Source organism: Flavobacterium chungangense LMG 26729, assembly GCF_000735715.2.
Lineage (GTDB): Bacteria > Bacteroidota > Bacteroidia > Flavobacteriales > Flavobacteriaceae > Flavobacterium > Flavobacterium chungangense.
Genome location: NZ_JASY01000005.1, coordinates 179,959 through 201,200 on the forward strand (window position 1 = coordinate 179,959; position 21,242 = coordinate 201,200).

At 34.0% G+C, this 21,242-nt stretch carries 18 protein-coding genes; 4 read left to right on the top strand and 14 right to left on the bottom strand.

Annotated features, from left to right (window positions below; all coding sequences use genetic code 11):
* Window positions 1-155 precede the first annotated feature (155 nt).
* A complete protein-coding gene (locus tag JE46_RS11650; protein ID WP_031455460.1) occupies window positions 156-1,544 on the top strand; it encodes a M20/M25/M40 family metallo-hydrolase in 1,389 nt (462 codons plus the stop codon).
* A gap of 75 nt (window positions 1,545-1,619) precedes the next feature.
* On the top strand, window positions 1,620-2,456 hold the full coding sequence (locus tag JE46_RS11655; protein WP_031455461.1) for a toxin-antitoxin system YwqK family antitoxin: 837 nt from the start codon (window positions 1,620-1,622) through the stop codon (window positions 2,454-2,456).
* A 170-nt stretch (window positions 2,457-2,626) separates the two neighbouring features.
* Here JE46_RS11655 and JE46_RS11660 read toward each other — a convergent pair whose 3' ends face one another.
* On the bottom strand, window positions 2,627-2,932 hold the full coding sequence (locus JE46_RS11660) for a hypothetical protein (RefSeq protein WP_031455462.1): 306 nt from the start codon (window positions 2,930-2,932) through the stop codon (window positions 2,627-2,629).
* A 4-nt stretch (window positions 2,933-2,936) separates the two neighbouring features.
* A complete protein-coding gene (locus JE46_RS11665; RefSeq protein WP_031455463.1) occupies window positions 2,937-3,389 on the bottom strand; it encodes a hypothetical protein in 453 nt (150 codons plus the stop codon).
* A gap of 297 nt (window positions 3,390-3,686) precedes the next feature.
* On the opposite strand from JE46_RS11665, the gene JE46_RS11670 reads away from it, so the two are divergent.
* Complete coding sequence (locus JE46_RS11670) at window positions 3,687-4,175, top strand: TlpA family protein disulfide reductase (protein ID WP_031455464.1); 489 nt, start codon at window positions 3,687-3,689, stop codon at window positions 4,173-4,175.
* Between the two features lie 51 nt (window positions 4,176-4,226).
* Here JE46_RS11670 and JE46_RS11675 read toward each other — a convergent pair whose 3' ends face one another.
* On the bottom strand, window positions 4,227-5,048 hold the full coding sequence (locus tag JE46_RS11675) for a polysaccharide deacetylase family protein (protein WP_051872871.1): 822 nt from the start codon (window positions 5,046-5,048) through the stop codon (window positions 4,227-4,229).
* 161 nt (window positions 5,049-5,209) lie between these two features.
* Between JE46_RS11675 and JE46_RS11680 the strand changes: the two genes are divergently transcribed.
* A complete protein-coding gene (locus tag JE46_RS11680) occupies window positions 5,210-6,241 on the top strand; it encodes a LacI family DNA-binding transcriptional regulator (protein WP_031455466.1) in 1,032 nt (343 codons plus the stop codon).
* A 39-nt stretch (window positions 6,242-6,280) separates the two neighbouring features.
* Here JE46_RS11680 and JE46_RS11685 read toward each other — a convergent pair whose 3' ends face one another.
* The 11 genes from JE46_RS11685 to JE46_RS11735 form a co-directional block, all read right to left on the bottom strand.
* A complete protein-coding gene (locus JE46_RS11685; protein WP_031455467.1) occupies window positions 6,281-7,285 on the bottom strand; it encodes an FAD:protein FMN transferase in 1,005 nt (334 codons plus the stop codon).
* A gap of 13 nt (window positions 7,286-7,298) precedes the next feature.
* Window positions 7,299-9,482 carry a PepSY domain-containing protein gene (locus JE46_RS11690; protein WP_031455468.1) on the bottom strand — a complete coding sequence of 728 codons (2,184 nt, stop codon included), beginning with the start codon at window positions 9,480-9,482 and terminating at the stop codon, window positions 7,299-7,301.
* Between the two features lie 27 nt (window positions 9,483-9,509).
* Window positions 9,510-9,992 carry a DUF2271 domain-containing protein gene (locus JE46_RS11695; RefSeq protein ID WP_031455469.1) on the bottom strand — a complete coding sequence of 161 codons (483 nt, stop codon included), beginning with the start codon at window positions 9,990-9,992 and terminating at the stop codon, window positions 9,510-9,512.
* A 59-nt stretch (window positions 9,993-10,051) separates the two neighbouring features.
* Entirely contained in the window at window positions 10,052-11,560 is a 1,509-nt protein-coding gene (locus tag JE46_RS11700; RefSeq protein WP_031455470.1) for an ankyrin repeat domain-containing protein, read from the bottom strand.
* 276 nt (window positions 11,561-11,836) lie between these two features.
* Window positions 11,837-13,501 carry an eCIS core domain-containing protein gene (locus tag JE46_RS23840; RefSeq protein ID WP_083480877.1) on the bottom strand — a complete coding sequence of 555 codons (1,665 nt, stop codon included), beginning with the start codon at window positions 13,499-13,501 and terminating at the stop codon, window positions 11,837-11,839.
* 29 nt (window positions 13,502-13,530) lie between these two features.
* Window positions 13,531-14,532 carry a hypothetical protein gene (locus tag JE46_RS11710; protein WP_157505912.1) on the bottom strand — a complete coding sequence of 334 codons (1,002 nt, stop codon included), beginning with the start codon at window positions 14,530-14,532 and terminating at the stop codon, window positions 13,531-13,533.
* Between the two features lie 379 nt (window positions 14,533-14,911).
* Window positions 14,912-15,463, bottom strand: coding sequence for a hypothetical protein (locus JE46_RS11715; RefSeq protein ID WP_031455473.1), 552 nt, complete (start codon window positions 15,461-15,463; stop codon window positions 14,912-14,914).
* A gap of 1 nt (window position 15,464) precedes the next feature.
* Complete coding sequence (locus tag JE46_RS11720) at window positions 15,465-16,832, bottom strand: ATP-binding protein (RefSeq protein WP_031455474.1); 1,368 nt, start codon at window positions 16,830-16,832, stop codon at window positions 15,465-15,467.
* Window positions 16,822-17,745, bottom strand: a complete 924-nt coding sequence (locus tag JE46_RS11725; RefSeq protein ID WP_031455475.1) for a hypothetical protein — start codon at window positions 17,743-17,745, stop codon at window positions 16,822-16,824. The genes JE46_RS11720 and JE46_RS11725 overlap by 11 nt, the downstream gene beginning before the upstream one ends.
* A gap of 63 nt (window positions 17,746-17,808) precedes the next feature.
* Window positions 17,809-18,636, bottom strand: a complete 828-nt coding sequence (locus JE46_RS11730) for a hypothetical protein (RefSeq protein WP_031455476.1) — start codon at window positions 18,634-18,636, stop codon at window positions 17,809-17,811.
* A 10-nt stretch (window positions 18,637-18,646) separates the two neighbouring features.
* The gene (locus JE46_RS11735; protein ID WP_031455477.1) at window positions 18,647-21,241 is read right to left on the bottom strand and encodes a synaptonemal complex protein 1; all 2,595 of its coding nucleotides are present in this window, start codon (window positions 21,239-21,241) and stop codon (window positions 18,647-18,649) included.
* Between the last annotated feature and the right edge of the window lies 1 nt (window position 21,242).

Consider the following 21,242-nt stretch of genomic DNA (forward strand, 5'->3'; position numbering starts at 1 on the left):
GAATTTATAAAAGCTCTGACTGCAAATTGAAGAATTTGTAAATCAGAGCTTTTTTATGAAAAGGCTGAAGAAAAAATCTGACAGATTTGGAGAATTTTTGTTTCTTTGTGAAAGAACTAACCAACACAAAAACACCCAAAACACATATAAAAACGATGAAAAAAACAACTCTTCTGCCTGTTTTGATTTTAAGCGGTTTGATGGCTTTTGCACAATCAAATGATGAAAAAAATATTAAATTATTTTATAAAAAAGCCTTAACCGATTCCAAATGTTATACATGGTTAGAGTATTTATCCAACGATATTGGGGCTCGTTTATCAGGTTCTCAAAATGCGCAATTGGCGGTTAATTACACCAAGTCCCAATTAGAGAGTTTAGGACTTGACAAAGTCTATCTGCAGGAAGTAATGGTGCCGCATTGGGTACGTGGCGAAAAAGAAACAGCATTTATTTTAGACGGAAAAGTAAAAACCGTAGTGCCAATTTGTGCTTTGGGAGGCTCTGTTGCCACACCAAAAACAGGACTAACCGCTGAAGTAATAGAAGTACAGGGTATCGAAGAATTAAAAACGTTAGGAGATAAAGTAAAAGGAAAAATTGTGTTTTTTAACAGGCCAATGAATCCTGAAAATATTGAGACCTTCAAATCATATGGAGCTTGTGTAGACCAGCGATTTGCAGGCGCAAAAGAGGCGGCTAAACTTGGTGCAGCAGGAACGATTGTTCGTTCAATGAATTTGCGTTTAGATGATTTTCCACACACAGGAGCTCAGAGTTATGGTGACTTGCCAAAAGAGCAATATATTCCGACTGCGGCGATCAGTACGAATGGCGCTGAATTATTAAGTGCTGCTTTAAAAAATAATCCTGCGTTAAAATTTTATTTCAAACAGTCCTGCGAAACTTTGCCGGATGTATTATCTTATAACGTTATAGGTGAATTGACAGGAACAGTGACGCCTGAAAATATTATGGTTGTAGGCGGTCATTTGGACTCATGGGATTTGGCAGACGGATCTCATGACGATGGTGCAGGAGTAGTGCAAAGTATGGAAGTGGTTCGAATTCTTAAAAGTTTTAATTATAAACCTAAAAATACGATTCGTGTCGTATTATTTATGAACGAAGAAAACGGCGGAAAAGGCGGAGCCAAATACGAAGAAGTTTCAAAGCAAAAGAACGAAAACCATATTTTTGCTTTAGAAAGTGACTCAGGTGGATTTACACCAAGAGGATTCTCAATTGAAGCAGACGATGCGAATTTGAAGAAAATTCAGGGATTCAAAGACTTTTTCGAGCCATATCTGGTACATAGTTTTACCATTGGTCATGCTGGTTCAGATATTGGGCATTTAACCTCTAAAGCGATTGTTAAAGCAGGTTTAAAACCGGATTCGCAGCGTTATTTTGATTACCATCATGCTGCAAATGATAAGTTTGACGCCATTAATAAGAGAGAATTAGAACTTGGTGCAGCGACTATGACTACTTTACTTTATTTGATAGATCAGGGTGGGATTGTTTTGCCTGGAGCTAATTGATTTTTTAAGAAACATCTATAAGCTACTAGTTTAAACATATTCTCAAATTCTAATAAAATAGAACCATTTAAATGTATGAAAAAAACATTATTCATTTTTCTTTTTTTACATTTTTCAATTTATTCTCAGGAAAAGAAGAAAGCGATAAAAACAGCGAAAGAAGTATTTTCAATTATTATAAATAATGATTTTCAAAAGCTATATGAAAAATTAGAAGACACAATAAAATTTCAAGTTAACATAGAGGAAATAAAACTATTTACTAATAACTTAAATAAAACATTAAATAATACATCTGTAGATTTTGAGAATTTTAAATCTGAAATAGTTGTTCCATTAGATACAAAATCAAAGTTCGATTATATTGTTTATCAATTTCCTTTGACTGGAGAACCTAACAATAAAGATTATTTTGAAATCTCCTTTATTTTGAAAAACAATTTCTCAAAAATATTTAGTACAAATGTTGTCAGAATTGATAAAATGCCTGATATAACAGTTAAATATGGAGCTGAATATGAAAAAATTCCTAAAGTTGGAGAAGTTGTTACTGAAAAGAACAGTAAAACCGGATTTATAGAAAAAATTAAATACCGAGATTTCAATAATTTAATCATTATTGAGTTTAACGAAAAACAAGTAAAAATAAGTGAGTCAAATTTTTTGCTTAAAAATTTGAAATTCAAAAAAATTACCGAGTTCTATGAAAATGGAAACATTAGTTTGATTGCGAGTTATGACAATGGAATTGTAATTGGTGAATTTAAAAGCTTTTATGAAAATGGCAATCCTGAAAAATCAGGATTGTATTTAGAAGATTTAAAAAAGGATAAAACATGGAATTATTATAATGTAGATGGAGCTATAGTTGAAATAGAAAAATATCAAAACGGAAAACTCGTAGATCAATAAATACGTTGCATAACTGTTATTTTTGCGTAACGGCTGGTTTGTTTTTCTTAGACTGAAAATACTCAGCCAAAAATTCACAGATTTTTTAATAAAGGGGGGCATTGACACCAAAGCGCAAATCTTCAGTACGTTATGTATTTGTAAGTTTAATTATGGTTGTTTTTTTAAATTCAAAGTTTCATCGCTACTGAATAATACAAGTACGCAATAGGAATATTACTCAACAACAGGAAAATTTTAACCGCTATATCTTTTCGTTCCTTATATAATTTTATAAAACGGCCTGTCAGATGAAAGAGCATGATTGCGTTTAAAAATAAAACGGAAACAGCAAAAGGAAAAGCAAATAACAGAACATTAGCGTTTTGGCTGGTAAACATATAAAAAGCAAATAATACAGTACTGATTATAAAAGTTCCAATCACTAATTCAATAGTTTGGGTTTCTTCTGAAAGTTTTTGATGTGTAGTTTGCATAAGATTAAATATTAAAAATGTGTTGAATCGTTTTGACAGGTACAAAAAGCATATTTGAAAAATTCAGATAATAAAAAGAATGTGCTTTTTTGCCTCTTTTGTATTGTTCAATAAAATACCCAATTTGTTTCGGGTAGAAGGGAGTACCTGAAAAGATTACCAAAAACAAATACATACTTCTCTTTCCGTTTCCTAAAAGATAATACTGCATCCCGATCTCATCTATAACTGAAATTCCGGTATTGGTTAAAACATGAATGATGTCATGATCTTCTAATTTGGGCTGCATATCAAAATGATGTTTTGAAAGAAAGTTTCCCAAACCATTTCCTAAAGTGCCTTCGGGATAATTTAATAGTGTTGTTTTGTCAATTTCCCAAGGGGTATTTCTTTTAAAATATTTTTGATAAGGCTTTTTTGTGTATTCATACAATTTTTCAATAATGTGGTCTTTCATAATACATGTTTTATAAAGTTCTTTGAAATTCAAAGTTAAATAGTAAATAAAAAAGTAATCTAATTTTTGAATAATAGCCTAATATGTATTTTGTCTTTTATTATTCATTTTTAAAGCACTTTGAATTGCAAAGTAAATAATAAAATAAATAGCTGCCAAATAAAATTGCAGTTATTTTTTTCAATAGAATAATGCTCAATTTTTATTTAAAAGTTAAGTGTTGTTATTTATATTTGTCTGAAATATAAATTAAGATTAGTAAGTTATAAGATTAGTAAGTTAATTGAGAATTAAAATATGAAGAAATTATTTGTTGCAGTATTGTTGGTTTTTTCTGTAATTGGAGTTAAAGCACAGGTTGTAGGCCTTGAAGTAGGGGATATAGCTCCTGAAATCGATCTTCCGGATACAAAAGGGGAAAAAGTAGCACTTTCATCTTTAAGAGGAGGAATTGTATTAGTTGACTTTTGGGCATCATGGTGTGGTCCATGCATTAAAGAACAGCCTGAGTTATTAAAATTATACAACACATATTCCGGTAAATTAGATATTTATGGGGTTTCATTAGATACTAAAAAACCTTCCTGGACAGGAGTAATAACAAAACTCAAACTTCCATGGACACAAGTAAGTGATTTAAAATACTGGAGTTCTGCAGCAGCAACTGATTATATGGTACAAGCGTTGCCATTCAATGTTTTACTGGACAAAAACGGAATTATTCTGGCAAAAAATATCCATGGTAACAAGCTGAATGAACTGGTAAAAGAGCTGTTGACGAAATAGTTATTTTGTGCAATTTTGCAGATCAATTTGAATTAATTGATCTGCAAAATTTTAATTTCCTCTAATATATTTCGCCACATCAACCATTGTCGCAATCCAAATATCTTTTTTTCTTTTCTTTAAATATTCAAGTAATTTTCGGTGTTCTTCCAAATCGATATTCAGAGAATGTTCGCCCCCTACACCGTGAAACAGAAAAACAATAAATGAGCCCCTTTTTTCTGCTTCTTCAACCTGAACTATCATTTGTTCGGCTGTGCTTCCGTTTTGAACAAAGGAATTTACATTAGAAAGATCAACTTCCTTCTTGTTTAAATAACCGGCAGCAACTCCCCGTGCAGCAACAAAATCATTTTTTAAAAAATTATAATACAATGTATCTTTAATGGTCAAATCACCGCAAGGATAGGCAAAAGTACGTTCGTTTTTGCCGTCAATAGCTTTTAGTAAAGTATTTGTAATTCTGGTTTCATTAACTGCCCTTGCAACCGTATATTTGGATAAATCAGCTTCAGCTGTTACAAATTCTCTTCCAGGTAAATTTCCGTCACACGGATGGTTTAACGTATGATTACCAAGTTCATGTCCTTGTTTTGCTGCGGTTCTCCATGCTTCAATTCTCTGGGAAACAACTGGAGAAGAGCCTATCAGATAAAAAGTTCCTTTAAACTGATACGAATTAAGCATTGGGATGACTTTGTCAAGATGAATATTTAAGGCGTCATCATACGTCAGTACAACGGCACATTTTTTACCATTCCAGTTTGTGTTTTGTGTCTGTGCAGAAACGGCAGCAGAAAACAGATAAACAATTACGGCAGCTATTATGTTTTTGTGATTCTGGTTTAATAGTTTATCAGGAAAAGTGGTCATGTTAGTTAGTTTTTATTTAGAGGGTTTCAATTATTCTGACCAGAAATATATGAAAAAATATTCAGGCAAAATGACAAATGGTATTGTTTTATTTCTTCGGTTTTTAGAAGATTGCATCAGATAGAAAATAGCTATATTTACACTTATTTATTATTTATTTTATGGAAGAAAATAAACATGTAACGATATACGATATTGCTGAAAAGTTAAATTTAGCAACATCAACTATTTCCAGGGCTTTAAAAGACCATCACACGATTAGTGATAAAACAATAAAAAAGGTGAAAAAAACTGCCGAAGAGATGGGTTTTGTGCCTAATACTTTAGCAGCAAGTCTAAGAGGAAATAAAACCAAAACCATAGGCGTTTTGATTCCGACAGTTACCCAGCCCTTCCTGTCATCATTAATCAGCGGAATTGAAATTGCCGCCCAAAAATCCGGTTATACGGTTATCATTATGCAGTCTCATGACTCTTCTGAAGAGGAGGTAAATATGGCCAAATCTTTATACAGCAATCGTGTTAGCGGTGTTATTTGTTCGCTTGCTATGGAAACCAGGGATACATCACACTTTTTGCAATTTTCAAACAATAATATTCCCCTTGTTTTTGTCGACAGGGTTCCTAAAGATTTTAATACATTCAGAGTCATAATTGATAATTATTCAGCAGGTTATAAAGCAACGAAACATCTTATTGATCAGGGCTGTACCAGAATTGCACATTTGACCGCTGGATCAGAATTTGGTAATTTATATAATGAAAGGAGAAGAGGTTATATCGAAGCTTTAAGAGATCATAATTTACCTGTGGACGAGGAACTGATAGTCAATTTAAAGTCAGTTACATATGAAGACGGAGTAAAGGCAAGCAATAAATTATTTGATTTAAATCCAATTCCGGATGGTATTTTTGCAGCTGGAGATATTATTGCTGTAAGTGCTGTTCAGACGGCTAAAAAAAGAGGAATTAAAGTTCCGGAGGATGTTGCTGTTATTGGCTTTAATAATGATCCAATTTCGCAAATTATTGACCCAAATTTATCAACCATAACACATCCTGCAGAAAAAATGGGTAAGGCAGCTGCCGAAATTATTATTAAAAACCTAAAATCGTCTAAAAGTGATGAGGTTAAAGAAATCACTTTTTTAAATACTGAAGTTCTGGCACGTGAGTCTTCGAATAGAAAATAAGTTGTAAGGGCTTCGACTCCGCTCAGCCTGACAGTAGAGTTATAGTTTAGGATTAAATTTAGCAACTTTAAAATTCTTAGACTTAATTACTTTTCCGTTATCAGTAATCATTAAACAACTGTAATCCGGGAATTTTTGAAGTAAAAGCACCCCATCATCTTTGCCTAAAACCATTATCGAAGTACTTAATCCGTTGGCAGTTTCAGCATTGGGACCAAAAACAGTAACACTGCATAAACCAGTTGCAGGATAGCCAGTTGCGGGATTTATAATGTGAGAATATCGTTTTCCATTAAAAACAACATATTTTTCATAATTGCCTGATGTGGTTACAGCACCCTCATTCAAAGGAACAACCGCCAAAAGTTTTTCAGGTTTAAAAGGGTTTGTAATTCCGATTTTCCAGTCTTCGCCGTTGGGCTGCTTTCCCCAGGTACTCATATCACCGGATCCGTTTATGATTCCGGCTTTTATTCCTTTTGCGACCATCATGGTTCGGCATTTATCTGTTGCGTATCCTTCACCCAGAGCGCCAAATCCAATTTTCATTCCTTTTAGCTTTAAGAAAATAGTCGATTGAAGACTGTCTAACACAATGTTTTTAAAGCCAACTTTCTCTACCGATTTTTTTATGGCTTCCGCCGAAGGCATTTCGGTCATGGAACCGTCAAACTTCCAGATTCTGTCCATGGCAGCAAAACTGATGTCGAAACCACCATTGGTTATTTCAGAGAACCGGATGGCTCTTTGTGTCAGTTCAAAAACTTCCCGATCCACTTTAACGGGTTTGATCCCCGCATTCTGATTCACCTCAGAAACCTGCGAATCCGGTTTCCAGTCTGAAATCAGGTTTTCAATCCGGCTGATTTCTGCAATTACTTCATTTATATTTTGTTCTGCTGTAATAGAATCATTGGCAACAATACTAATATCAAAACGTCCGCCCATTAGCAAAGTAGTTCTTTTGCGCAATAGCTGAGAATACCCGTAGATGTTCCATAAAATTACAAAAGCAAGTACAATTTTATAATGAGATAACTTCATTGGTATAAAAATATTAATAACAGTCAGTTAATAATTGTCCGTTTTTCTTATAATCATAAAGGTTTTTGATGTTTCTTTCCAGGCATAATTCGTTTAAAATTGCTTCTACATCATTTTGCATTGCCAGCGAACCACAAATCATGATAACGCCGCCTTGTTGTAATAAATTAACAAAAAAGGAAGCATCACGTTTTATCAAATCCATCACGTAAATATGTTCTGCTTCCCGGGAAAGAGCCAGATGAAAACCTGCAAGTTTTTGTTTCTGAATCATTTCAGCTGAAAAATTTTTGTAACCCGTAACAGTTTCGGTTTCCATTCTGAAACCGCAATACAAATGAGTTTCTGTTTTTTTTCTGTTTTGCTCAATCATTCCAAGAAAAGGGGCAATTCCTGTTCCGTTTGAAATCAGAGCAACTTTTGGAGCTTTGGCAGGAAAATGAAAAGCATTATTATTTATGATTCGGGCTTTAATGATATTTCCTGCTTCAAGGTTATTTAAGAATTCGGAACCCAGTCCGTTTGGATGTAGTTTTACAACCAATTGTATGTTTCCGGAATGATTTCCAATAGAGTAGAGGCGTTCGCGTGAATCATTTGCAGGATAAATGGCAAGCAAATCTCCCGAACTGAATTTTGCCCGCATATTGGCCCGTAAGGTTAATATGAAAGTGTGTTCGGTTACGGTAACTTTTGTTTTGTCTAAAACCATTAGTTTTTGAAGTCCTTTTGGAACATGGTTATATAAGGAAGGTGTCGTGGCTAAAGGAATTCCGGTTTTTTCGCTCCATAATTTCACCCAGTTTACAAACTCAACAGCCGATTTGTCATTAACCGTCTGCAATTCAAGAAAACGTTCTGTCCAGTTTTGGATTTCCAGAAGCTGATCGGCTTCTACTGCAAACTTGCAAAAATCAGGATATGATTTTGACCCAAAACCGATTACGGAAAAATTGATTTTCTGTTTTTGTTTCTGCTTGTGCAAAAGAGATTTAAATTGAGTTCCGTTTGAAGGCGGATCTCCTAAACCATGCGTAGAAGAAAAGATAATGATATGTTCTGCCTTTGGATAAACAGAAAAACGGTTTAGTTCGGTTATAAAAGCTTTGTGTCCCTGATCTGTAAGTTGCTTCAAAATAGCATTGGCAAACCTGAAAGAGCTCCCGTTTTCAGAACCTACTAATAGAATGATGCTGCTCTCATTAGCTTTGAATTTATTTTTTATTAAACCAGATCTTCGTTTTAAAGTAATTGCAAATCCTGAATAAACAAAGAAAAGAATATTGATGCAGGCAATAGCCAGAATAATAGCCCATACGGCATTGATTCTTCCGGTATGAAGATCAAGGCTCAACGCGGCTAACTGAACTGTTACAGGAGAACGTTTTTCAGAAATAACTGCACCGCTAACCTGATTTACTTCAATTTCACGATCTTTTAATTCGATAATGTAATATTCTTCAGGGTCATCCGTAAAAGGAAATTCTATTTTTTTTACGTCTGATAAAAGTGTATTTTTAAAGATTGAAGTTTTTTTGGCTTCCGAAGAGAGTTCGGTATTTACAGGTTTGACTTTTTCATTGCCCATAAAAAAGTTGAATCTTTCCAGAGAAAGATACATTCCGGTAAGTGCAATAATAAAAATCGGAATCAAAGTCAGTCTCCCCAAAACAACATGGTAGTACTGGGCAAAATATTCTTTGATTACTTTAGAAAAGAAATTTCGGATACCTCGCTGTCTTTTTAAAACAAGCACGAAACCCGAAATTGATATTAGTAATAAACAAAAAGAGATTACACCAACAAAAAATCTTCCGGTTTCATGAAGAAATAAAGAGCGATGAAAACCTGTAACCCATTGAATAAATTCGCTTTTTTTTAAAGGCGTGCCTAATGTCTTACCGGTTTTGGGATCGATATAGGCGTTGATGTCATTTCCATCCCTATCGATTGCCTGCAATGTTACAAACTGGTTGTAATCTATACTCAATTCTGTAATTTCAGGATATGCTTTTTTTAATATTGGCAGTGTTTCGCCTAAAGTTAACTGGTCAAAATTCGCTGCTTGGTACGGCAATGTTTTTTCCTGCGCCGCATCGATGGCCAGAATGATTCCGGTTACCGAAGCCAAAATTAGAAATACAGAGGAAAATAGGGCCAAAGCCAGGTGTGCGTAACGCCAGAAAGAAAGAGTCATTGCGTGTATTCTAGAAATATAATCGTATTAAATTTTGTTCAGTCTTACGTATCTGATATAACCTTTGCCTTCTGTTTTTTCAGCAAGACCTTCAGTTGTAAGCGGAATTTCAAGATCGTTTACGTAATATTTTTGATCTTCAACTGCCGATTCAAATCGTAATTTGTATCCTTTGTTTATTTTAGAATTTTCAATTTCAATAGTAGTAATACTGCGATCTCCGCCAGTTACAGAAGCTCCGGTTTTAGCACTAATATCGTCTGATTTTTGAGCTGTATGAAACTTGTTCCATTCCTTCAATGATTTGTACCATTTTTTGTCATCTCCCATCACATAAAGCGTTTTTTCGTAATCTCCTTTAGCATTAATTAGTGATACGACTATATAGGCGCCTTCTCCCATATAATTTGACATTTGGAGCATGCATTTGTATTTGCCCGACTGTGCATTTATATTGAAAGAAACAAGACATATAAGAACGGCTGTAAGGGCAATTTTAATAGATTTCATTTGAAATTGATTTATTTTATTGGAATTTGGAATTTAAAAAATTGAAATTTAATGATTGTTTACTTTAAAAATTCAACAGAAACATTGCTTTTAGTAAGTGATTCATTTTCTTTTGCCAAAGCGTAAGCACTTTCGTCAAATTCAGTTGTTACGTCTTTTTTTGCACCAACAGAAATAAGATATTTTAATATAGTATCATCTTTGGCAACCATTGCTGCTTTATGCAAAGCTGTTAAACCGTCTTTATTTTTAGTATTAATGTCGATATTTAAATCTGCAATTTTTTTCAGTAATGTTAAATCGTTTTTTATGACAGCTAAATGGTATAGTGTGTTTCCGTCTTTTTGCGGAGTTGTCAGGTTTAGTCCTTTATCCTGTAATAATTTTATTTTGGCAGCTAACGGATCTTGTTTTGAAGAAGCTCCATCACCACCACGTCCCATCATTTGAGGACGGTAAGATTGTATTAGATAAAAACCAAGGTTGTTTCCGTCTTTGTCCAAAACTTTGGTATCAGCTCCTTTATTTAAAAGGATCTCAACAGCACCCGGAGTTCCTGTTTTAACCGCTAATGTTAAGGCAGATTCTCCCTTTAGATTCTGTGTATTGATGTTTTTTGTATTTGGTAATAATTGTTCCAGTGCAGTTGTTTCTCTGGCAGAAGCAGCAATCATTAAAGGAGTATTTCCTTCATTGTCAGCTTTGTTACTATTTACTCCTTTTGCTATAAAGTAATTGATAATTTCTGTCTGGTTGGGTTTATTTGCCAGAAAATGAAGTACAGTTTGTCCTTCTTTATTTGTAGCTGTTGGTTTTATTTTTAAATCTTCGATAAGATATTTATAGGTATCAATTGTGTTGGTTTCCCTGCGTGAACCTTGTGCTGCAATTAGTAGTGCATTGTCTGTATATTTTACACCTTTTTCTAATAGTGTTTTTAAAAGTACAATATTTCCGGTTCTGGCGGCATAATCAAAAGCAGTATTACCATCATTATCAACATCTTTAAGTGATAATCCTTTTGTAATAAAGTAATTCGAGATGGAAAGATTTTTGTCATACGGTATCGCCATAAGCAACAGGTTTGTACCATCTTTGTATTTTTTCTTTGGATCTATTCCTGCTTTAAAAAAAGCTTCGTATACTTCTGTATTGTTTTGGCCAGCGCTTGCTGCTGCTGTAACAGGAAAGCTGCCATGGCTGTCTTCTAAATTAATATCAGAACCTTTTGCAATGAGGTATTTTACAATTTCAGCATTACCTTTTCCTGCAGCCCAGTGAAGGTAAATTCGGTTATCGTGTGTGGGTTTGTTTACTTCATTACCTGGTTGTTCCAATAAGAACTTTATCGTTTCTGTTGGAGCATCATTATTAATCGCTATAACAACCACATCAAAAGCGTTTGAAGTAGAAGCGGAGGGACTATTGCCTTTTGCAATTTCTGCCTTAACAGTTTCGATATTGGGAGCTGTTTTCCAGAAAGATTGTTCTAATAAAGTATTTTTTTGCTGGGCATTTACAAATAATGAGGCCACTAAAGCAAAAGAAACAAAAAAGGTATTTTTCATAAATTTTTAGATAAATTTTTTGGTAAAAACATCAGGTGCTGATTAGATGCTTTTGAATCCAAAAGGTTTAAATTGGGCTGAACTTTTATTTATTTCAACTTAATTATTTAGAATAAATAAAAATAACGCAAATATAAAAATAAATGTTAGAATACCAATGTTTATTTGGTTTTTAAGTAAGTTTTAAGGTTTTGTAAAAAAAATCTAATTTCAATTATTAGGCAGATATACTCGTCTTTTAGGATAACAGGTTGGTTATTGGCATTTTCTAATTGACTAATTTAATGCATCTTCATTTGCTTCTAAAATTGCCTGATCCATATCATTTAACATTTGCCCTGTTGACCATACAGCCCAGTTGGCTGAGTTTGGTTTTGGTCTGATAACTTCTGAATTGTATTGTGCCATAGAAGCCTCAATATATTCAATAAGTTTGGCAAGCACCCAATTTTTTGGTTGTATTTTTTGTTTTTCTTTGGCGAGTTTTAGGTTGTTATCCATTATTTCGAAATCTTTCAAGACTTTTGGCATATCTACTTGTAGTATTTTTTCTAAGCCAACCATCGTACAAAGCTTGTTATAATCTGTTGAAATCGTAATGTATTTTTGTAAATTTTCTCCTGTTTTATCTGAATGTAACGATCTTAATTTTTCGATTTCCTCTTTCCAAAGATTTAGTTTGTTAACCAAAACTTCTTTTGCTTTATTATCATTTCCATTTAACATTTTTGAATAGAATTGTAATTGAGACATTGATGCTCTAATAGTATCTATTTGCTCTGATTGCATAATAGTTTTAATCAAATCATTTTCTTTTTTCTCTATAGCGATATTTACTTTCCCTCCCACTTCCCAGGCATCTACTTCTTCCGGAAGGTTTTTGTACTTTTGATAATTCCCTTTAACATTAAGATTTGTCAATACTTTATTACGTTCTTCGCGTCCGGAACCGTACACACTTTCATGAAATTCAGCAACTGATTTGTGCTGTTCTTTTGGAAGTACTGTTTCTGCGTTTAATTGAAGTGCATATTCTACGATCTTAAGCGGTACAGACATTTCAGAAACAATTTTTTCTTTTGATTCATGTTTTTTAATTCTCATCAAAATCATTTTAAACCATTGTTCTGAATGCCTTGCCTCATGATAGAGTGTGTTAGCAAGATTTGCATCGATTGTGAGAAGACTTTCATCTATTTCCATCTTCCATGTCCGAAAATCAAAATGTGCAGAACCTTTATTTCCCAATCCTTTTTTACTTATTATTTCAAGTTCTGGAAATTTTAGGATTCTTAATTGATTATTAATACTTACCATCATTGCACTTAATTTTACCATAGGTGGGGCCAGATCTTTACCTGCCAAATTTTCATGTAAACTATCTGTGAATTCACCTATATGTTTTTTAGTATTTAATCCATATTCTCTATTCAATTGTGTAACGTTATTTGGTTTTGTATAGTTGATTTGTAAATTTTGAACCTCTTTTTTCTGAACTGTTATTGCCTTGGTTCCCATAACATCCGCCTCCCTCTCCAAACCTTTGTCATCATTTACATTCACTTTTCCCTTCATTTGCAAAGTAGGTTTTACCCGCCCTTGTTTTTGCTGTACGACATGCCAGGCTTCATGTGGCAAATGTTTTTCCTGTCCGGAAGCAATATGAATATCTGTACCCTGTGCAAAGGCATGGGCATTTAGAGCTGCAGGTTTGTCAGAGTTGTAATGTACTTTAACATCGTCCATTGAATGCCCGGAAAGATTTTCAATTCCTGATTTTAAATTATCAGGTAAGCCTGTATTGTTATTTTTTCTTTGTAAAACAGAAGCTGGACGATTGTCCTGAAGTTTTATTGTTTTATTTTGAACTGTTTTACTTGTGATACTATTAGCAACAGATTCTATCCTTTGCTGAGTAGCTTTATTATTTATGTATTCCATAGCGATATTATTTTTTTTATAAAATAATTTTAAACAAAGATTCCTTGTGAAGATGATGGAGGCGGAGGTGGAGGCGGATCTTGTCTTTTATGAATATCTGACTTATGACTTGAAGGCAATATTCTTTTTAGTTTTACTTTCTTCTTTTTTGACGGATCAACTTCCCTTGATCGTGCTTCATATTCTTGTTGCTTTCTTGATATGGGTCTTCCCTGACCTTTTTTCCAATCGAAAGAATTGTGCATACTTACCTTAACATCACTTTCTGCCATTCTTGCCGGATTACCCTGTTCTTTATATGGGCCGGATGCAGATACACCAAAACTTGCCATACCAGTTTGTGTTGCAAGAAATGCAAGTTGAGATGAATTCATGTATTGTTGTAACATCTCCGGATAGTCTTCACCTGTTTCAGCCATTTCCTGATTACACCCTCCAACATGTCCACTCCCTCCTTTATGCCCGCATGACGCTCTATTAATTGCTATGTTGCTGCTAACGGGTATGCCTGAAAGAAAATTTAAAAGGTTTTCAAATTGTTCGGGAGTTGCGTCACCCACACCAACTTCCGGGTCAAAATCCATAATATCTGAAAATTGCTCAATATCGTCAGCATTTCTTTTTACAGATGATCTATATGCTTCACTATGAACTGCAAGAGCCTCAGCATGCGCGGTTGACCTATTGTCTGGCAAGTTTACATGTTGAGGAGGCGGTCCTTGTCTAAACAGGTGACTTTGATAAAATTGAGGAACAGGATGTGTTTCATTAGTAACATTATTTACAGGTGTACTAACTCCGGAATGGCTATGAACATGTAAACCGTCAAGTCCTTCAGAAAAAACCATTGCATGTGTATTTCTTGCACTAAATGCGGTTGCTTGGTCGTGTGGTATTACTGGACTGCCTGCTAATGCATTAACTTGTTCTCTTGTTACATCTCCTCCTGTTGTCATCACAGGACCAAAATGTACTGGGTTGTTTAGTAATGCTGACGCAAGTGGAGTCTGACCTATGGGCGGTCCCTGCAACGGTGGTTGAAACTGAAAGTCTACAGGTGGTCTTTCTTCTAATCGAATTCTTTCTTGCTCAGCCAAGTAGTCGCTTTCAGCCTGTTCAGCTTCTTGGCGAGTAGGATAATTTAGTCCGGTTAATGAACTTTTAAAACCTCCACCAATACGATTTGCTGATACTCTTAGCTGTATTACGTTATGAGATAAGCCTGCCTCATTTTGGAGATTATTATTAATTTTTCTAACAGACAGTTCCCTGTTATCTTTTAATTGAACAGCTTTTTTTAAATCACTAGAATTCGCTGCAATAGGTTCTATTTTATTTTTGAATGATTTTTCCTGATACAGTTCCATTTTTAATTTTTTAAATTAGATAATTGTATGTTAAGGACATTATTTATACATTCAGCAGTGCTATGTCCACAGGTCCAATAGCCCCCGCATAATCAACCGCAGAACAAAAAGGATGATTTCGAATCAATAACTTTAAATCTTCCAGCTTTCTGTCAAAATAGGGGAGTGTTACTTTTTTTCCTGTCAGCAGCTGAATTAAATGTTCATTTTTTAACGGATACATTTTAAATAATGGTTTTCTGATAAAATAAAGCTTTTCTTCATGTGTTTCAAAACTATATCTGTCAATGGTTTTTAATTCTTTTGTATGATTTTCAAGTAAAAAATGAATATTATTTTCTATTTTCTTTAAAGATGAATCAAAATTCTTATCGTTAGTTTTGACTATCAAATAAAGAGTTTTATCTGTAATCAAATAGCCATTTATTATCAAGTTATCGTTTTCTGTACAGTGGTTTAAAGCCATTGCAATAAGTGTTTTTACATAATTGAGATGAAACTGATTCTTCCAGTCTCCCAATTTCAATTCCGCCTCATGTGAGTAAAGATGTTTTTTGATGATTATGGATACAGATTTGTCGTTCATTTTTTTCATATCAATTCATTTGGGTCACACTTAGCGTTCGATTCTCTTTTTTAAATTCACGTCGAATTCCTTCAAGCAAATCCTGATACCCCACAATAGGTCCATTTTTTTGAATGGCCTTTAAAGCACAATATCTTAAAACATTTATTATGGCTCCTCCAGCCAGTTCATATTGTTCTGCAATGTTTTCGAGATCAATATCAGGATCTAACTGACATTTTCCTGAAAAGGCATTTTTCCATAATACCAAACGTTCTTCAGGACTTGGCATCGTAAAATGTATCATCGACTGAAACCTTCTCGAAAAAGCTTCATCCATATTTTCTTTAAGGTTTGATGCTAATATTACAACTCCCGGAAAATCTTCGATTCTTTGTAATAAATAGCCTGTTTGCTGGTTAGCGTGTCGGTCATTTGATGAGGAGGTCTGCGTTCTTTTTCCAAAAAGAGAATCTGCCTCATCAAAAAATAAAATCCAGTCTTTGTGCTGTGCTACATCAAATATTTTAGAAAGGTTTTTTTCTGTTTCTCCAATATATTTTGACACTATCAACGAAAGATCCACTCTGTAAACTTCCCGATTCGTACTTTTTCCTAATAAAGTAGCGGTTAGTGTTTTTCCAGTTCCCGGGGGGCCGTAAAAAAGCGTTCGATAACCGGGTTTAATTTTGCTTTCAAGCCCCCATTCGTTCATAAGTGTTGATCCATGTTTTAGCCATGCATCAATTTCCAGAACTTGTTCCATGACGTGATCTTCTAAAACTAAGTCTGACCAATCCATTTTAGTAAAAATTTGTTGAGCAGGAAATGAAACACTATGCTCTAACCGGGGTAATGTACCAGTGATAAAATAATGCAGCCAGCGTTCGTTAATCGAGATTACCTGATTTAAAAGTGGCGTATTAGATTCTGTGGCTTCTAAAATTAAAACCTGTTCTTTCAAAAGAATATTTGATGGGTTAAGAACATTCAGCATTTCCATTCTTAATTCAGGATTAACAGCTGTAATTAAAAAGGAAAAGGTTTGACCGGTTGGTAAAAATCCGCTGTGGATTTTGTTTACTACTCCTCCAAATTCAGTAAAACCACGATCGTACATGGCATTTTTACTAAAGAAAATATCTAATACTTCGGGCTTTATCTGAGGTGCAAGTATTAAAGCAAGACAAAGCCTTTCATATTGGTTAAGATTCCATTCTTTCAGTTTTTGATAATAGGTAGTGTTTTCTGTGTCCTGATCAGTTTCGGGAAACGGAATATCCATCCAATGATTTTCATGGCCTTCCTGAAGCAAATAACTGCAAATAACCTGATCGATCACTTTTTGCAGCCATTCCATTTCTTTGTACAAAACGATACTATTTTCTTTAGTTTCCATAACTTTCAAATAGTTTTTCTACATCATCTAAAGTCGTATCTGCCCATTTAAAATACAATAATGCTGTATTTGGATTTAATTCACCGGATTGTAGCATATCTAAAAAATAACCCTGAGCATTTTGCATCATCATTTGTGAACTGTAGTCAATATCATTATGAAAATTTGAATCAAAAAATGTATCAGTCCATTGACTTGAATTATAGGTTTTATTTAAAAAATCACTAATAAAATAAGTTAGTTTGTCATCTTGTACAACCAATTTCTTTGCCTTAAAATAGGCAGGTTTCTTTTTGGTTTCACGATGATAATAATCAATATCCTTAGATTGTATTGTTTTGGTATTATCATGACCAAAAATATCAACTAATCCAAAGTTTTCAGAATCACTTGCCAACTCCAGTTCAGCATTTACTTCACCTGCAACAGCCAGAGTGGTATTAGCAGCAGTAGCGCTTTCTGTCACAATATACAGTTCTCTGAAAGAGAATATAGTTTGAGTAAGTTTTATAATTAATTGCTGTTGAATATCATTCCAATTCTCAATTTTCATGGATTCAGGTTCTGCAGCCCTAAAGATGAAACTTCCTTTATTTGCAAAAGCGAGTACCTGTTTGCTGAATTCAAATTGTCCTTCAATAGCACTATTACCAAAACCTCGTCCTGAATAGGGTTTTGAGATGCCATCACTAAAACTCCAGCTTGAGGGATTTAGTTTAATTACAGGGCTTAAATTAACTTCATCCGGAGACAGAATACCGTTGCGATATAAATTTCCCAAAAGGGTAATCGTACCATTTTTAATTTGGAAATAATCGCCAGGAAACAGGTTTTTATTTAATGGTTTAGTAGGTAGAAATCCACCTGTTTTTAAGTAAAAATGCCTGTAATAATTTTTATAAATTAAATCCATAAAACTAAAAATTAGGTGGTTAAATGTCCACTGAATCTTTGATTGAAACAGTGGACTTTTTTATTAAGAAGCCAAAGCAGCAGCGTTTGCAGCAGCCAAAGCAGCCTGTAACGATTTAAGTTCAACCTGAGCTTTATTTAAGTTGATATTTGCTACATTCAATTGTCTTGTCGTTTCATCATTTGCTTTATTTGCTTCAAGATAATTGGCTTTTGCTTCATCATTTGCTTTGTATATCAAGGCTTGTACTGAATTATTACCCTCTAAAATAAAGGTCTCTTGCGGGTCTTTTTTTCCGGTTAGGGTCAAATAAAGGTTTAGAGCCTGTTTTTGTTCAAGAGCTGTAGAAGCCTCAGATTCAAGAGATAATGATTGTGCAGCAAATACTGATTTTAAAGCAACCAATGTAAGTGCGATTGCATTATTAGAATCTGTACCGGCAGCATTTATTTTGGTAATCAAATCATCTAATATAAGCGGGTTTAATGATTTTTTGCGAATAACAAGATTGGATAGTTTATTAATAATCTCTACAGAATAGATAAGCTTATTAATTAATACCGTTATTTCTTTTGCAACTTCTCCTGTAGCCTCGTTCGCCACAGTCATTTTTGAAAAGGCAATTTCAGAATTCTGAAACAAATCTAATCCGTTCTGAACCACCTGGTCTACAAGTTCTTTGTTGCTTTTTGCCTGAGTTCTAGAACTTTCAGCATCCAGTAAATATCCTTGATATTTTATTGATTTTTGATTTAAGGAAGCAACAACTGTTGATTGCTGATCTACAACTGCCTGAGCATCTGTTACCTGAGAGGTTAATAAATCGATATCAGATTTTTTCTTTTCGGTAACTCCATATCTCTGTGGATTTGAATTTAGTATAGTGTCCATATTTTAAGATTTAGTTGATTAGTATTTGTTGATTATTAACAATTGAAAAAGTAAAACTTTCTTCATTTTCCCAATCTGATAAATTATTATTGTACTGTTTTCTGTTCGTTTCACTTCCATTGTAATAAGACAGAATTACTGGAATATACAGTTTGCTGTCTATTAGTGAATTACCAAAATTATCTGTCGTAGCTGGATCAATTTTTACCTCATATGTCAGCGGATTGTTTGAAACAGCAGCAGCAACAGTATAATTGCCCGAAGGAACGTTTTCGGCTAATTTTTGATTAAAGAAAAAAGCTTTTGTGTTTTTAATTTGAGCAGTTTTTTGGGAATACATTTTTTCGAGACCAATATATAAATGGTTCAGTCTTGTCTGTGCGATTTCCAGTTTTGAATTAGTTTCTATCTCAATCAGACTATAGCTATTTACCTGACTTTTAGTTTTACCTATTTCATCATTCAATTTTTGTTTATCAGATAAGTCAACAGATTCCTGATTCTTATCCAGTTGTTTATCCAGTTGGTCTTTGAGTTCCTTATTTTTATCTTTAACAGATTTTAATTCGGTCTCGTACTGGGTAATCTCATTTTCAACTGTTTCGATTTCTTTCTTTAAAATAGTTTCCTGAATGGATTCTTCAAAGTTGTCAAGATCATTTTTTGTAAAGTCGTTTTCTTTATAAGGCAAAAACATACATCTGTATTCTGTAATTAACTTATCATCCTTATTTACGGTAAAATTTACAGCATAAGGCGAAAGCGCTGGTAAAACTGCATTGGTATTGTCTTTTCTTTCAGACTTTTGCACAATGTTAATGTCTTTTACCGCATTCAGTGTTTTCTTTAAACTGAAAGTTTCTGATGGAGCTGATAGATAATCATCGTAAGTATTTATTCCTTTTTTATATTCGTCTGTAAATACAATAAGAAGAAAGATGACATATTTTTCTCCTAAAACGATCACTTCGTTATCCGTATCTACTAAATCTAAAATGTTAATGGTTTTAAAAACGTCTTTTTTTTCTTTAAAAGCAGTTTCAGCAGTTTCCAGATCTTTTTTATCATTAGTAACTAATGTTTCCGCTTCTGATACTTCATTTTTAGCGTTTGCGGCATTTGTATTTGCAATTTTTAAATTATCTGCTGCCACTTTTACAAAGTCAGTTGCTTTTGTTTCGGTGAGTTTGGCAATATTCAGAGATTTCTCAATTGTATCCTGATCTCTGGCAGCCTGTGCTGAAGTTTTGGCAAGATCCTTATCGTCAGGATTTTTTTTGGCTGCTTCTGCTGCTTTTGCTGTATTTTGTTTAGCAGTATCTAATTCTTTTGTCAGTCTGGTAATGTTGTTTTTCGTATTGTTAACAGCATTATCAGCATCACTTTTTTCTTTGGTTGCTAATGCCAAAGCAACATTGGCTTTACTTAAATTATCCTTTGCTTCAATGGCTTTTTGTTGGGATGCTCTTAGATTATTGATCGCCTGAAAGCGGGTTTTATAATTAGACAGAATGGTTTCGCTTGTCAATAAATTTGTTTTAGCAGGAGTACCGGCTGGAGGGATCAAATCAGTAAGAGGAATAGAATTAGCCGGAGGAGTCAAATCAGCTAGAGGGATTAAGTTAGCAGGAGGAATTATCTGAATACGCTGAAGCGGATTAATCAATAATTCTTCAGCAGCTGATGCAGAAAAAACAGATTTTTTACTGTCCTTAACCAAAAACAGATTATAAGTTTTTACTGGGTTGTCTAACCCAAGAGGCGGCGTATTTGTTCCTTTTTCATCTGTTTTAAAAGGTGCTTTAAAATAGTTAAAGGAAACTTCATAAGAATTATTATAAATCTTAGGAACATTGACTCTTAAATTGTAATTAAGACTTTTGTTATTAAGCAGATAAGCCACTTTTGCTGCCTCTAACTCTACTTTGTTAGATTCAATGATTCCCTGGGCTGCTTTTGTATTTACGCTGGCGGCCGCTTTTGCATCATTATCAGCAGCAACAATTGCTGCTGTAGTTGTAAAATTTGTACTGGATACCTGCAAAAGGTTGCTTATTGAAGCATCCGTAGCTTTTGCCTTGTCCTGTACTGTAGATGATGAGACTTCTGCAATAGCTGCAGAAGCTTCCATAGCATGCTGAGAAGCGACTTCTGCAAGATAAGCCGTTCTGTTCATCAAATTGTAAGCTTCGATACTTTGCTGATAAATTTGAGTACCGTAATCCGACGCATTAATAATACTGAAAATGCTTCCCATATCACTTGCCAGTCGTACAATTGCATTAGTAGCAATTTGAATGTTTGCCGCACTAACAGCCCCATTGCTTACAGATTGCAAAGTATTTGTGTTTTGCTGGGTAGCCGACATTACAATATTGGTAGAAATATTTTTGGTTTTAACCGCCTGCTCCTTAACCGTCTGAGCCTGATTGTATTTTTTTGTGGCCAATTCGAGTTTGTTATCGGTAACGATTTCTGCACCTTCTGCATAATAAAGTGTAAACATGGATGAATTTAATTGTGAATCCAATTTTTTCTGATTCATCTCCTGGCTTTCTAATGATGCCAATACACTGGAATGTAAATTTTCACTGTAGCTGTTCATA